This is a genomic window from Spirosoma humi (genome assembly GCF_054776575.1).
On sequence record NZ_BAAHBR010000001.1, the window covers coordinates 424,047 to 439,469 of the forward strand.

The 15,423-nt window shown below is 51.2% G+C and carries 10 protein-coding genes and 1 tRNA gene; 4 read left to right on the plus strand and 7 right to left on the minus strand.

Annotated features, from left to right (window positions below):
- The 3 genes from ACYU8Y_RS01815 to rpe form a co-directional block, all read right to left on the minus strand.
- The gene (locus ACYU8Y_RS01815; RefSeq protein ID WP_460933579.1) at positions 1-2,067 is read right to left on the minus strand and encodes an OmpA family protein; all 2,067 of its coding nucleotides are present in this window, start codon (positions 2,065-2,067) and stop codon (positions 1-3) included.
- 198 nt (positions 2,068-2,265) lie between these two features.
- Positions 2,266-3,669, minus strand: a complete 1,404-nt coding sequence (locus ACYU8Y_RS01820) for an alpha-amylase family glycosyl hydrolase (RefSeq protein WP_460933581.1) — start codon at positions 3,667-3,669, stop codon at positions 2,266-2,268.
- 43 nt (positions 3,670-3,712) lie between these two features.
- Positions 3,713-4,384 (minus strand): ribulose-phosphate 3-epimerase, encoded by a 672-nt coding sequence (gene rpe / locus ACYU8Y_RS01825; RefSeq protein WP_460933583.1) that lies wholly within the window; start codon positions 4,382-4,384, stop codon positions 3,713-3,715.
- Between the two features lie 295 nt (positions 4,385-4,679).
- Here rpe and ligA point away from each other — a divergent pair, with 295 nt between their 5' ends.
- The 3 genes from ligA (at position 4,680) to dapA (ending at position 8,303) form a co-directional block, all read left to right on the plus strand.
- A complete protein-coding gene (gene ligA, locus ACYU8Y_RS01830; protein WP_460933585.1) occupies positions 4,680-6,725 on the plus strand; it encodes an NAD-dependent DNA ligase LigA in 2,046 nt (681 codons plus the stop codon).
- A gap of 53 nt (positions 6,726-6,778) precedes the next feature.
- Positions 6,779-7,327, plus strand: coding sequence for a hypothetical protein (locus ACYU8Y_RS01835; RefSeq protein WP_460933587.1), 549 nt, complete (start codon positions 6,779-6,781; stop codon positions 7,325-7,327).
- Positions 7,328-7,391: 64 nt separating this feature from the next.
- On the plus strand, positions 7,392-8,303 hold the full coding sequence (gene dapA, locus ACYU8Y_RS01840; protein ID WP_460933589.1) for a 4-hydroxy-tetrahydrodipicolinate synthase: 912 nt from the start codon (positions 7,392-7,394) through the stop codon (positions 8,301-8,303).
- Between the two features lie 97 nt (positions 8,304-8,400).
- Here dapA and ACYU8Y_RS01845 read toward each other — a convergent pair whose 3' ends face one another.
- The 3 genes from ACYU8Y_RS01845 to ACYU8Y_RS01855 form a co-directional block, all read right to left on the minus strand.
- Positions 8,401-8,595, minus strand: a complete 195-nt coding sequence (locus ACYU8Y_RS01845) for a hypothetical protein (protein WP_460933591.1) — start codon at positions 8,593-8,595, stop codon at positions 8,401-8,403.
- Between the two features lie 98 nt (positions 8,596-8,693).
- Positions 8,694-10,934, minus strand: a complete 2,241-nt coding sequence (locus ACYU8Y_RS01850) for a carbohydrate binding family 9 domain-containing protein (protein ID WP_460933593.1) — start codon at positions 10,932-10,934, stop codon at positions 8,694-8,696.
- A gap of 128 nt (positions 10,935-11,062) precedes the next feature.
- A complete protein-coding gene (locus ACYU8Y_RS01855; protein ID WP_460933595.1) occupies positions 11,063-13,639 on the minus strand; it encodes a M14 family metallopeptidase in 2,577 nt (858 codons plus the stop codon).
- 183 nt (positions 13,640-13,822) lie between these two features.
- Between ACYU8Y_RS01855 and ACYU8Y_RS01860 the strand changes: the two genes are divergently transcribed.
- Positions 13,823-13,894 (plus strand) — tRNA-Glu (locus ACYU8Y_RS01860).
- Between the two features lie 55 nt (positions 13,895-13,949).
- Here ACYU8Y_RS01860 and ACYU8Y_RS01865 read toward each other — a convergent pair.
- Positions 13,950-15,185 (minus strand): PQQ-dependent sugar dehydrogenase, encoded by a 1,236-nt coding sequence (locus tag ACYU8Y_RS01865; RefSeq protein ID WP_460933597.1) that lies wholly within the window; start codon positions 15,183-15,185, stop codon positions 13,950-13,952.
- Between the last annotated feature and the right edge of the window lie 238 nt (positions 15,186-15,423).

Here is a 15,423-nt window from a genome sequence, read left to right on the forward strand (position 1 = left end):
TTACAATTTCAGGATCGTGAATTCTACTCGTCGGTTCAGTTTGCGCTTCTCTTCGGTTTCGTTACTGGCTATGGGTTTGCTGGGTCCCCAGGCCTTCGTCTGGATACGAGCAGGAGGAATTCCCTTGGTTAGCAGATACTCCTTCACGACCCGTACCCGGTCTTCGGCAAGCTTCATATTTGGCTCCCAATCGCCCTGATTGTCGGTATGCCCTTCAACGAGCAACTCCATGTCGGGGTACTTTTCCAACATATCCACCACGCGATCCAGCTCCGTATCGGCGCCGGGTAGCAACGCAAACTGGCTCTGCTGGAACAGGACTTCGCGCATCGTTATCTTCTGACCGGCTTCGATCTTAACCAGCAAAATACTCTTTCTAATATCGCGGAAGCGTTTGTCTCTGCTCAGGTCGATGGTTTCGGTCGTCGGGAAGTAGCCTTCCCGGCTAGCGGTAAGCGTATAGGCTTTCTGCGTAGGCAGGATAAGTTTAAACTCACCGGACTCTGGGTTGTAATCAACTTTGTCCAGTCCTTTCTGATCGCCGACTACATTCGACACGATTTGTGACGGAACGGGTTTTTTGCTTTTCGAATCAAGCACCGTTCCGGTGATAATGGCGACCGGCTCAGGTTTGATGGCGGGATACAGCTTAAGCCGAAAAATATCGTCTTCGCCCAGCGACCCGCTTCGGGAACTCAGGTAGGCATAGTCGCCCGAGGCCGGAATGGTAAAATACCCGTCCCATTCATTCGTGTTTATGCCTGGACCGAGGTTTTCCGGTTCACTCCAGTTCCCCCAGGAGTCATCGAGTCGACGAGAGACAAAGATGTCGCCATTGCCCAAACCCGGATGCCCGGCCGATGTAAAGTAAAGCGTCCGGCCGTCGGCCGCCAGAAACGGCGAGCTTTCAAAGTCGGCCGAATTGATGACGTTGCCCAACGATACCGGCTCCGACCAGGTCGTATCCGTCTTTTTCAACGAAACGTAAAGATCGCGGTCGCCACGGGTATCTTTTCGCTGAACGGCCAGAATAATGGCCCGGCCATCGGGCGAGACGCAAAACTCAAGTTGATTCTTTTCGTGCAGGTTGTAGTTTTTGGCAATTTGGCACTCAACGGGTCTTGACCAGCCTGCCTTGGTACGCGTCGATTTCGATATGCCGAAGATCATGCTCCCATCCGGGCGGTATACATTAATGAGGTAAGCGGTTCGCCCATCGGCAGACATACCGCTGATGGCATTGTCGCCTGCGTTGTTGATCGGCGAGCCAATGTTCACGGCCTCGCTCCAGCCCGCCGGGTTTCCGCCAACGCCTGACTCAAGCGTTGAGAACCAGACATCCTGCCGGTCAGACGCGCCAATGTTAGCCTTATTGAAGTTTCGGGTGAAATAAAGCGTTCGGCCATCGGGCGAGATGACCGGTGCTACTTCCTGCCCCACGGAATTGACCGTTTTACCCAGGTTCTCTTTCTTGATCTCTTTCGGTATGTCTTTGGCGACAATGATGTTGACCGTAATGGGTTTCAGTTCGTCGGAAATACCGATTCCATCAATCTGATTCGGGCCTTTCAGGGCTGCCCCATTGATTATCACCTTTACCTGCTGGCACACTAGGGCTGAATCTTTAGGGAAGATACGCAGGATCGGGTCTGTGCGGGGCTGAATGCTGGTGGCTGCGTAGACGATATGCTCGGCTCCTTTTTCGTCGATAGCAATTACTTTTACAATGGAGCCAGCGTTTACATTTTCAGCGACAGCAATCTGCCGGGCCCGCATGGGTTTCGCAAAGCCTACCTGAATCCATTCGTCGGCAGTACCATCGGCATAAAAAGGTGCCCAGGCGCATGGACTTTCGCCCATATCGGGTAGTTTGTTGGGGCGCCCCAGCGCCTGAATGGCTTTATACTGTTCGCCGTAATTTTCTCCTTTTTTCTCCGATGAGACGCCAATAACCCTGCTTGCCCATTGTATTGAACTAAGCGTTTGCCGTTGGGACTCTCCCTTAACCTCCGATGATTTTGGCTCCGTCGGGCTGCGTTCGTCCAGGCTGCGTTCAGTCGGGCGCATCCCGCTTTGTTGCGCGAGCCCTGCAAAGGAGATTAGTAAAAGGCTGCAAAAGAAAAGGTTACGTTGCGGATGCATAAAAAAAGCGCGCTATAAGCTCCAATATAAGCAGCAAATCCTATTGAAAAAAAACATACTTGATAAGTGGCCATAACCGAATGAGGGCAGGCGATGCGCAGCATCTCGGGTTATGACAACTGACTAATTTGTCATCACCCGGTATTCCCAGGGCTTCATCGTTACCGTCATTTCCGGCTTCAGTTCAACGGGCTGATGGCTAAAAACGTCGGTGTAAGTGCCCGTATAACCATCCCCGCCCAGTCGTATCGTCTGCGGTTTATCGCCCAGATTCAGAACAACCGTGACGCGGTCATTATCACGTTGCCGGTAAAATGCATAAACCTTATCGTCGTGATCAGTCGGTATTTTTATCAGTTTCCCCCCCGCAAGTCCATTCCAGAGCGCGCGGTTGCGGTGCTTTAGGGTCAGTAAGGTTTTGAAAAAATCACTTTTCGCATAGCTTCCCCACACGATCGTGTCTTTCTCAAAAAAGGCCAGTCGCTTGTTAAGGTTCGCTTCCATCCCGTTGTAAACCAGGGGCATTCCTTCCAGGGTGCTGCTCAAGACAAAAAAAGCATCGGCTGATGGACCGAAGGATTCGTCCAGGGTGCCGTTTTGTGTGTTTTCGTCATGGTTTTGCGTAAACAGCATCTGGTAGTACCATTTTGGAAAACGTTTCTGATTGGCTTCGCGCAGGGAGTCGATCTTATCCGCCGTGCGAGCCCCTTTGGCAACGGCTTTCATCATGGTGTGCATACTCCAGCCGTAGTTCATGTTAAAGCAGCTCTTGAACTGGTCGGGCTCATCTTCCCATTCCGCCAGCATAAACACCGTCTTGATCTTGTCTAGCTGCGGGCGTACTTCAGCCCAGAAGTCATTCGGAACAAAACCGGCTACGTCGCAGCGATACCCATCGATACTGCATTCTTTGACCCAGTATTGCATGGCGTCGATCATGCCTTTCCGCATGTCCGGATTATCATAATTTAAATCCGCAACATCGGTCCAGTCGGTTGGCTTACCGGTTTTGGGGTCCACTGGCGTTGTCATTTTGCCGCGTATCTTCGTGTACCAGTCCGGGTGCTCGGTTATCCAGACATGGTCCCATCCGGTATGATTGGGTACCCAGTCCAGCACGATCCGTAGTCCCAGCGTGTGTGCCCGGTTCACCAGCGATTTGAAATCGTCCAGGGTACCGTAGTCGGGGTTTACGCTTTTGTAATCGGCAACGGCATAAGGGCTACCCAGGGTGCCTTTCTTATTTTTCTGACTGATGGGGTAAATAGGCATTAGCCAGAGAATATCCACACCCAGTTCTTTCAGGCGGGGCAATTGTGCTTCGATGGCTTTGAAGTTTCCTTCACGGGAGAACTGGCGCGTGTTGACTTCGTAAATGGTCGCATTTTTGGCCCAGTCGGGGGCGGGCGGTGCCCCCAGGGTGGTCGTATCGGTATCTGGATTCTCTTCTTGGCTTGATTGAGTATTGCGGCAGGCAGTTGTCAGCAACAACGCACTTAGCAAGACAGTCAGGTATGATTTCTTCATGGAATTGATTCCCGTCAATTAGATTAGGCGTTACGGAAAATGATCAGGCTACCAGTGGCTGGCGGCTATGCTTCAATTGGCGAATGGCACTTACGGGATCTTTGGCACCAAAAATAGAATTACCGGCGACCAGCATATCCGTACCGGCACGAAGCAACGCGTCTGCATTGGCCAGACTCACACCGCCGTCTACCTCAATAAGGGCGGGACATTGGTTCGCTATTAACACCTGTTTCAGGTCCGCAACTTTTCGAAGCGTGTGGGGTATGAACGATTGTCCGCCAAAGCCTGGATTGACAGACATAATCAAAATGACGTCGATTTGCTCGAGCACATCGACCAGACCACTGATGGGCGTGTGCGGATTGAGAGCCACGCCAGCCTTGCAGCCCAGTTCCCGAATGCGGGTCAGGGTGCGATGCAGGTGCGGACAGGCTTCATAGTGAACGTGAATCACCGAGGCCCCGCCATCCGCGAACGCATCCAAGTAACGGTCCGGGTCCGTAATCATCAAATGCACGTCAACCGGTTTTGTGCAGTGCTTGCGAACGGCATCGAGCAGTGGAAAGCCAAAGGAGATGTTGGGCACAAATACACCGTCCATGACATCAAAATGAAGATAATCAGCCTCACTTCCGTTAACCAGTTCCAAATCGCGTTGAAGATTGGCAAAGTCGGCCGCAAGCAGCGAAGGAGCAATGAGAGGCTGTGTCATAGACTATAAGGAAATCGTCGTCAGGGGTTGGGTAAACGTTGTGCGTCCGATTGATCGCGAAAACGATTCACGACAAAAGGATTACCAAGGATACGCCACTTTTTTTATCCCGTAAAAGTACCTTTTTTTGGATGAACGAAGAAACAAAACCAATGTTGCCCGTTTAGAATTATGAGTAGTCGATAGGTGATAAGTGATAAGTAGGATAAGTCATGCGTGACGGACCGACATGGATGTTGCTTTCGGAGCGCCCACTTATACCTCACGATGGACTCATTTACCATTTATTAAGCCTATGAATCCCCAGGAACGCATTGCCCAACTGACTGATCGACTAAACTATTACAACCACCAATACTACCAGAATAGTGTTTCGGAAGTAGATGACTTTACGTTCGATAAACTATTAGCCGAATTGGCGTCTCTTGAGAAGCAGTATCCCGAGCTTCGTCAGCCTGATTCGCCCACAGCCCGTGTAGGCGGTACCATAAGCAAGGAGTTCAAGACCGTGTACCACCGGTTTCCGATGCTTTCCCTGGGCAATACCTATTCCGAAGAAGACCTTGTCGAATTCGACAAACGGGTTCAGAAAGGACTGAATGGACAAGCCTACGAATACATCTGTGAATTAAAATTCGACGGTGTGGCGCTGAGCATGACCTATGAAAACGGGGTGCTCGTGCAGGGAGCCACGCGGGGCGATGGTGTCCGGGGCGATGATATCACCAACAATATCCGGACAATTCGCACGGTGCCGCTACGGATTCACAAAACGGATGTGCCAGCCTTGTTTGAGGTTCGGGGCGAGGGGTTCATGCCGTTGGCTGAGTTTGATCGGATCAATAAAGAGCGGGAAGATATTGGCGAAGCCTTACTGGCCAATCCGCGCAATGCTGCGTCGGGTACCTTTAAACAGCAGGACTCAACGGCGGTTGCCAAACGGCGGCTGGACTGTTTCTTATACTCGTTTCTGTCGGACGTTGATGTTTTTCACACGCACGAAGAAAGCTTGGTTGCGCTGAAAGAGTGGGGCTTCAACGTGTCCCAAACCTGGCGTAAATGCGCGGATATCCGGGAAGTGATGCTGTACATCAACGAATGGGATACGAAGCGATTTGAGCTTCCGCTCAATACGGACGGTATCGTTATTAAAGTGAATCGCTACGATCAGCAGCGGGATCTGGGCTACACCGCCAAAAGTCCGCGCTGGGCCATTGCCTTCAAATACAAAGCCCTGGCTGCCAGCACGACCCTGAACGGAATTCAGTACCAGGTCGGGCGAACCGGGGCCGTGACGCCCGTTGCCTTGCTAACGCCCGTGTTGCTGGCTGGAACCGTTGTTAAGCGGGCTTCGCTCCACAATTCAAACGAAATTGAGCGGCTGGGGGTCAGGCTTCACGATACTGTTTTTGTGGAAAAAGGGGGAGAGATCATTCCGAAAATTACGGGCGTCGATTTGAACCGGCGTACCGAAAAAAGTGAGCCCATCGTCTACCCAACAACCTGCCCAGCTTGCGGAACGGCTCTGATCCGGAAAGAAGGCGAAGCGCATTTTTATTGTCCTAACGAACGCGGCTGCCCACCCCAGCGGCAGGCCCGGTTCGAGCACTTTATCCAGCGCAGAGCCATGAATATCGAGAGCCTGGGCGAAGGGAAAATCGAGCTGCTCATAGACCGGGGCCTGGTGCAAACACCGGCCGATCTTTATAAACTGACCGCTGGTGATTTATTGGGTATTGAGAAAACATTTCTCGATGAAGAAACGGGTAAAAAGCGAATTGTCAGTTTCCGGGAGAAAACGGTCGACAATATCCTGACGGCCATCGAACGCTCGAAAGCGCAGCCCCTGCCCAATGTTCTGTTTGCACTGGGTATACGGTACGTGGGCAACACGACCGCAGAGAAACTAACGGATTATTTTGGGTCGATGGATGTCATCATGAACGCCAGTTCGGAAGCGCTGCTGGCCGTCCCCGACACTGGCCCACGTATTGCGGAGAGCGTGGTGGCGTGGTTTGCCGATTCGGATAACCGGGCGTATGTGGAGAATCTTCGGGCGGCCGGATTGCAATTCGTTGGCGAGAAGAAAGTGGTGGAGCAGGAGGGAGACTCGCTGGCCGGGAAAACGTTTCTGTATACGGGGACCTTCGAAAATTTCAGCCGTGAAGAACTCGAATCCCGCATTGAAGCCAACGGTGGCCGACTGCTCAGCGGGATTTCCAAGAAGCTGAATTACCTGATTGTGGGTGAAAATGCAGGACCATCCAAAGTCGAGAAAGCCCGAAAATTAAACGTACCGATGATTGGTGAAGATGAGTTTATGGCCATGCTGACCGTGTAAACGGGATTGGTACTGAATGCGTTATCTTTGTAGACCGACAAACCCACCGAACTATGGAAGCCACAACCAACTTTGACGACATCCGCGTTATTCTTAAAGAAATCGCAGAACAACAACGAAACAATGAACGAGAAATAAGCCGGGTTACCAAGATTGTAGGTGACATTGGTAACAAGTTCGGCAGCTTTACTGAAGGCATGGCGTTTCCTTCGATGGAAAAAGTATTGCGGAAGCAGTTCGGGATGACGACCATTACTACCAATTACAAAACCGAATATGGTTCGGATACGCTGGAAGTTGATGTATTGGGTATGGCAAATGGTGACGTAAATGCGGTTGTGCTGGTGGAAGTGAAAAGTCATCTTAAAGACCGGGATATTGACCAGCTATTGAAAAGCCTCGACCGTTTCAGGCGGTTTCACCCGGAGTATGCTCATAAAAAACTGTTCGGTATTCTGGCTTGTGTGCAAGGGTCCAAAGAGGTCAGGGATAAGGCAATGGCTTCCGGTTTATACGTAGCGTCTATCCACGACGAGGTATTCGAGTTAAAAACACCCGCTTACTTCGTGCCCAGAGATTTCTCGCTGACAATGACGGCTTAAACGCGTGACTCCCGCCTAAATTCACGTAACTTTGCGATAATAAATTCCTGTTTCCAGTTAACTAATGGATACTCGTAGCCAATACGGTAAATTTCACGGCGTAGGCGTCGCCATTGTGACGCCCTTCAATGCCGATTATTCAATTGATTTCGACGGCTTTGGCCGCATCGTCCGGCACATCTCCGATGGGGGCGTTCGTTATATCGTCCTGCAGGGCACAACCGGCGAATCGCCAACGGTGACTAAGCAGGAGAAGAAACAGCTATTGCAATACCTGAAGGAAAACAACCCCAAGAACCTGCCCATCGTTTTCGGGGTAGGCGGTAATGTTACGGCCGATGTTGTGGCGGGCATGAAGGATATTGACTTCAATGGAGTCGACGCAATACTGTCTGTTTGCCCGTATTACAATAAACCTGGAAAACGCGGTGTCATCGAGCATTTTACCCGTGTCGCCGACGCCAGTCCTGTACCGGTTATTCTGTATAACATTCCGTTTCGAACGGGCATCAATATGAGTGCCGAAACCATTTGCGAGTTGGCTCAGCACCCGAATATTATCGGGGTCAAAGAAGCCTCCTGCGTGATCGAGCAGTGCATGGAGATTGCCCGCGACAAACCCGATGATTTTCTGCTTATATCGGGCGATGATGTGCAGGCCGTGCCCATTATCAGTATTGGTGGCATAGGCGTGATGTCTGTTATCGCCAACGCGTTCCCCGCCAAATTTACGGGCTTGATCGAAGCCGCGTTGCAGGGCGATTTTACCTTCGCCCGGAAGGAGCTTGGCCATTTCCTGCGCATCGATCCACTGCTGTACGAAGAAGGCAATCCAGTGGGCGTAAAAAATATTCTTGAGCTAATGGGTCTCATATCGGCGGAGGTCCGCCTGCCGCTGATGAAAGCATCGGACGACTTGAGTGAGCGCCAGCGTGCCGTACTTCAGCGCGATAACTTGCTGGAACTGGTAGCTTAAGGCGTTTTATTAAATTTCGGTTAAACTTACCCCGTATAAAGCAACATGACGATTCCAGGCCTGGAATCGTCATGTTGCTTTATACGTAAATAAGCTGTTACGAATTTCGGCCGCCACCGCCAAAGAGCTTCGATATAAGCCAAATGACAATGCCAAGAACCACAATGACGCCAATAATACCCGTGTAGGCACCGGCTTTAAATATATCGCCAATAGCTTCACAGCTGGTTAGAAACAAGGTCAGCAAGACGGCTACGAGAGCTGATGGAAAAAAACGCAGAAGAGTTTTCATAAAACGTTGACTAGTTATAGTGTAGTTAACAGCCACTCGCCAATCGGCGAATTGTCAATTAAACAGGCACAAACACAGTTTGTTTAAAACCCAATGCGTTAGAGATTCCACCAATATGTCCACTTCAGCACCAGCGCCCGGTTCTTTACCGAAAAGAACCCCGGTACATCCTGACCGATCTGGGCTGAGTTGGGCAAATAGTTATCCGTATAAACCAGGAAAAAGTCGGAGGCAGGCTTATAACGCCACTGCACGCGGGCATTGACGTTCATATTCTTTTGTTGTTCATTGTACTGCACAAAGGTGGTCAGGTAAAGCGTATTGGTCAGCGTTACGTCAAATCGGGGGCCAACCAGCCAGAACGTCGTTTGGCCCCAGGGCTGGGGCAACCGAATGTCGTTGTAACTGGCACTGGCCGCCAGACTCACGTAGGGCTGGAACCGATAGCCCAGGTCGGCCGTCAGGTTCAGCCGGGTACCATTGTCGTAATAGCCTCCGTAACGGGATGAAAAGCCGTACGTGAATACGCTCTGTGGCTTCGAGTCAAAATCCGTTCCCCAGGCTGTCCAGTTGTGTTGCGTGCCGGTCGCCAGCGTTTGCCGTCCGGTATTGGTAGGGTCGAAGGGTTGTAGTAAGCGCACATAGTCGGTTGCGACCCAACCCGTAAAGACACTTTTGCTCCGAAACGTAACGACGTAACTAAGCATCGTTTCGTTGTCGCTTTGCCGGCCGGCCGGGTCGAAGAAATAGGTCGATACGGCGGTCGGGCCGTGGCTTAGCACACCGCTGGCCGTTGGAAGAAATGTATAGCCAAGAGTGCCTGTTACCCGCTCGTACCCCCGGCGAGGCACGTAACCCGCTTCGGCGGTGTAGTTCTTTCCAACCGACTCTACCTGTCCGCCAATGAGCCACCGTCGGGTATTATACTGCAAGTTAGCGGCATAAACGGCGTCGCTGCCGGATTGGTCTGTACCGCTCACCTCCGGGCTGAACGACTTAACATACAGAGCCTTACCCGACCAAAAATTATTCGCCGAGGCTAGGTTGTATTCCAGCCCGATATTCCGGTTGTAGCGGGTATACGCTGGCTTGTCGGTCGTTGGGTTGTATGCGAGAGATTCTTTATTGACGAACATCATGCCTATGTTCGACCGGGCGAATATGCGTCGTTGCAGGGCCACAACGGCGAAGTTCTGGGCTGGCAGCGACTCTACACCAGTACCCGAATAATCGACGCTTCCCGTTTGCATGTCCATGATGCCAATGCGCCAGTCTTTATTGAGTTTACCGCTCAACCGGGCTCCGAAACGGATAGGGACTCCACCGAGGCCAATCCGGCGGCTGAAAAAAGGACGAATGGTCGAATACCCGAAGTTGGTGAACTGGTCGCCATTTTCAAGGAAGAACTGCCGCTTTTCGGGAAAAAATAGCTCATATCGATCCAGGTTCGTCACCTGCTGATCGACATCCACCTGCGAAAAATCCGGGTTAACGGTTAGGTCTAGATTCAGGGAAGACGTAACGGCGACTTTGGCATCCAGCCCCGCATCGAAGCGGTTCTGGGTCGGTACGCCATTCTGATAGTCGCGGTTTATAGCGCTTAGGGCATACGGAATGAGAGAAATGTTAGGGCCGGGCTGTGGTGGTGGCTGATCCCAGACCAGAACACCCGTCAGGGCCAGCGAAGCCGTTGGAAACTGGCGCTGGATAGGCGTCCAGGACGACTTTTCGGTTGTTTTTAAATCCTGCCGACTAAAGTTAATTCCCCAGCGAGAGATGCCTCGTTTGTAGCGGATTGTCTTGAAGGGAATGGCCAGTTCGAGTACATACCGATCGGCGTAGTTCTTGACGGAAGAGGTCCATTTGTTATCCCAGCTTAGGTTTGCTTTGCCCCCTTCGTAGAGTAAACCATCCCACTGCGCTCCAGCCGCATTGGTGCCAAACGTAAACCCATTTGTCTGGTCATCAAAGGTGTCCATGAAGAAGATGAAGTTATCATTCTTGCCAAAGGCCCAGTCACGACGCAGCGATTCCACAATGTAGGGACCTGCCACGTTGCCATGATAACAAACGGCGCTTAGATAAATATGGTGGTCGTCGTAGGCCATCCGAACATCGGTTCGAACCTTAGCACGACTCGTATCCATAGGCAATACCATCCAAAAATCAGACGCTACTTCGGCAGCCTGCCAGGCGGGTTCATCAACGGTTCCATCGATAACAATGGGCGATGTTGCCCGGCTGATGTGTAACTGATATTGTTCATTTTTCTTCTGGGCCAGCAGCGGGGCAACCCCAAGAAACGATAGTAAAGTTGAAAGAAGCAGTAAACGTCTCACCAAGCAATTGCGTTATAGGTCGATGACAAAAGGGACATACGTATTGATTTTACCCCACATGAGGTCAAAATAAAGACGCAACGATACGTTCATCGTTGCGTCTCTACGTTTTAGGAAAGAAACCAACTTTAATTGCCAACCATAAACACGGCGTTGCCAAACAGGAGCTTGCCATTGTACCAGAAGCCCCGGAACAAGGGGTCGTCGGCTAGGTAAACGACACTACCCCGACCCAGCTCCTGAACGCCCATCACCAACGTGTTTTTCAACTTCTCTTTGGCGTTTTTACCGGAAAAACCGGCCACGTAATTGTTCGTTTTGAAGTAGCCCACATTCCAGCCATCTTTCAGGAAGTCAAAATTATAGGCATTCTGCACCAGCGAGTAGTAGCCACCCGACAGACCAAAGCCGAGCGGGTGCGACGTGTCGACATCGACCCGGTAAATACTTCCCGGAATGTCGTCGGCTATGGCTGTCCGTTCGCGGTCAATGTACAGCTTCAGGGAGTCCAGCATACTGCCTTTATCTTTGCCTTTGTCTTTATCCTTACCGTCCTTCTCTTTCAAGTCAAACCCATCTTTCCCGGCCAGGAAGGCTGCGGCCCGCTCCATAGCAATCAGTTTGCCTCCTGCCCGTACCCATTCCTTGATGGAGGCTAAATTTTTCTCGGTCAGGTAGCGCCCGTAGTTGTAGTTTGTCGGCAGAATCAGCACGTCCAGTTTGTTCCACTGCACGTTTCCAAGTGTGTTGATATCGATCAGGGCAACGGGGTAATTCAATTCCTGATCGAAGAAATGCCACACTTCGCCCGCTGATGGCGGAGGGGTGCCTTCGCCAAGAACGACACCAACCCGGGGGGCCTTCAAACCGGTCACGAAGTCTGAACCAAAATCCGATCCTTTGCTCACGAAGCCCGTTTGAACCGGCGTCAGGTCAGCGCCTGTTTTTGTTGCTTCAGCCCGAACGAGTGCGTCGAAGCGTTCGCCAAAGCGTTCATTGCCAGCTCTGGTGACAATAAGGGTGCCTGATGGATAAGTCTTGTTTTCAACATCAAAAGGCTTTTCGGCTGCCCGAACCCTGATTTTTTGCTTCAGCAATCCCGCCAGCATTTGCACCGCTGGTAATGACTGCCAACGTACGAGATACGCATAAGGCCGGGATGTAGTGGTCGTTGTGGCTGAACTACTACCGGTAGATGACTGCGCATTTCCTGGGTTAATCCGTGTCGTCAGACCGTAGGTTTGCAGTCCGAACGCATAAGGCAACGACCAGGCCGTGATGTCGTAGGTCGCCGAGTCTTCCAGGGCCGAGTTTTGTTCAAACAGAATTTTTAGCAGCGTCGATTTAGGCTGATAGGCACTGATCACGATGTCATCGGCCGCAACCGATACGTTCTTGTCGTTTTTCTGAGTGGTGTAGTTAAATCCACTTGCCACCGTCTGGGCTTTTCCCGAGTAGCCGTAACTAATTTTGTTCCGCTCCAGGAGTTGCTGTAATGCTTTCAGGCGGCCGGCATCGCCATTGGATTTAATAACGTAGCTTTTGTATGCCCCAATGGGTGTATTGCGCGATTTATCAAAAAACTGCCCAAACTCCTTCACGATCTCGGCGGGCCGGTCGGCCACCGATTCCAACGTGGCTATGCTGGATGCTACGTGGTGGTCGATGCGCTGGCGCAGGGTCAGGGTATCCCCATCGGCTTTTTCGATAGCCAAACCTGCCCGGCCACTGCCGCCTTGCTCAAAGGTCATACCAATGGCCCCGTTGTAGGTTGGGTAAGTGTCGCCATAGCTGGGGTAAAATAGATCAAAACGTTCGCGGGTGTAATAGAGCCAGCCATTTTTATCGAAGTAGCGGCTGCAATAATCACCAATGGTTTGCTGAAACTTCCGCTGGAAAGGCGTAATATCTTCGTGGTACGGCTTGGCCGATGGCGCAAAATAATAAGGACTTTCCACGCCCATTTCGTGGAAGTCACCGTGCAAATGGGGCATCCACTGCTGGTACAGGGCCATGCGCTGCTGCGTGATTTCCTGCGTTTGCCAGGCCCAGTCGCGGTTAGGGTCAAACAGGTAATGGGTATACCGACCACCTGGCCAGGGTTCGTTGTGTTCGCGGGCGGAGGGCGTTGGGTCGGGTGTGCGACCCACCATCTGGTTGTACCAGTTTACGTACCGATCATGCCCGTCGGGATTTAAACCTGGATCGAGAATAACCACGGTTGTGTTCATGATTTTCTGCGATACCGCGTCTGACGAGCTAAGCAGTCGATACAGTACGTCCAAGAACGTTTCGGAGCTGACGGCTTCGTTGCCGTGAACATTATAACTCAGCCAGGCAATAGGCGGTTGGGCCGCGGCTGTCGGATTCCCATCCATCAGGCCAATGCGCTTCAGGTTGTTGGTCCGGATTTCTTCCAGCCGGTTCATATTTTCTTCCGACCCAATCGCAACAACCATTAACTGGCGACCTTCGTAAGTGGTGCCATACGGAATAAGTTTGATGCGTTTTGGAAGTTGGCGGGCTACCTGTTCGGCATAAGCCAGAACGCGGTAGTGAGGAGTAAACCGTTCACCAATCTGATAGCCAAGGAATTTAGCGGGTGAATCGACCGGAGTAGAGGAAGTTGACTGGGCAGAAGCCGACTCGGACTGACTAATCAATGATGCGACTGTCAGCACCGCAAGCAGCAAAACGTGTTTCATGTAGGTGATGAAAAAAAATTAAATGCTAACCACCTCAAAAATAGCACTAAAACACTCAGGAACCCTTTTTTTGAAAAAATTTTAGTAGCAGCTATTGCATTTTAAAAACATCACCTTACCTTTGCACCACGATTCGCCAACACAGCGGCAGCAAGCCAAAAGGTTGGGTCTTTTAAACAAGACGGCCGATTCGTCTAGCGGTTAGGACATCGCCCTTTCACGGCGGTAACACGGGTTCGATTCCCGTATCGGTCACTGTCCAATGACTAAAAAGCCCACCTGAAAGGTGGGCTTTTTTTATGGTCAAACCTTACTTTTTATAACTCACTCGGTAGATAACGCCATTGTTATCGTCCGAAAACAGGAGGGAGCCGTCGGGCATCGTGGCTATGCCTACCGGACGGCCAAACTGAGCCTGGTTGTTATCGACCACAAAACCAGTCACCAGATTATCGATCCGGACAGGTTTACCACCCTCGAAATGCACCCGCACAACATTGTAACCCGAAGGCTGGCTCCGATTCCAGGAGCCGCGCATCGTAGCGATGGCATCATTCTGGTATTCAGCCGGAAAACCACTCGTGGCACTGGCACTTGCTGTATAGAAGACCATCCCCAGTGGAGCCGCGTGGGCATCGTATTGTAGAACGGGTAGCGTAGTTTTCGCTAAGATCTGCGCATAGGTCGTATCACCCATCGGTCTGGGATGCGGATTATAGTTGCCATCGCCGTAGATGTAAGGCCAGCCATAAAAAGCCCCGTCTTTAATGACATTCAATTCTTCTTTCTGTTGCTCATCGCCCAGCCAGTCAATACCGTGGTCGAAACCGTAAAGCTCTTTCGTTTCTGGATGCCAGCCGAAGCCGATGGTATTGCGCAACCCTTTAGCAAAAATTCGACGGCCTGTTCCATCTGGATTAGCCCGTAAGATGGTCGCATTTTCCGGGTTTGAATCGGCACAGGCATTGCAGGTGCTTCCTACCGTAATGTACATAAAGCCATCCGGTCCGAAGGCGATCGTTCGGTTGGGGTGTTGTCCGGCGTCGGGCAAATTGCCAATCAATTGTTGAGGGGTGCCCAGCGTACCGTCGGCATTAATGGTGGCCGAGAATACCTCATGAATCGCGACCAGATACATTTTACCCGAGTAAATCGTCAGGCCATGCACATCTTTGATCGTTGCGACTACTTGTTTCTGATCGGCCTGCCCGTCGTTATTGGTGTCGCGAAGTAAGGTAACGGTCCCCGCTTCACGGCTCGTTACATACACATTTCCGGTTTCACTAACGGTCAACATCCGTGGTTTGCCAAGCTGATCGGCGAATTTGGCGATGCTAAAACCGGTTGGTAGCTTAAGTTGCGCTATGCGGGCATCGGTGGCCTGCACCAGGGCGGGCTCGAAAACATTCCCCTGTACCTGGGCCGTGGTGGGCTGTTGGTTCGTTTCCGGAATCTGAGTGTTGAACACCTCATCTTTACTGCAGGAGATTAGTAACGACGTGGCAACTATACTCCACAGCATCATTGGTTTGACTACGTTTTTCATCTGTTCTTTGGTTATCTATAACATTGAGATTTGCGTTGTTTGTTGATGATTGATGGAAAGTCACCATTCATTAAAAAGCAATTAATATTCTCAGAACATGGAAAACCCAGTCATGTTCAAGCTTTCATGTAAAAGAAGTTGTCTAAAGTTATGGGCTGATCGAATGCAAAACGGACCACAGAAGTTGATTGGGTGTCGAATCCATCTTACTTACCGTAGTCCGTGCAATTGCTCAGCG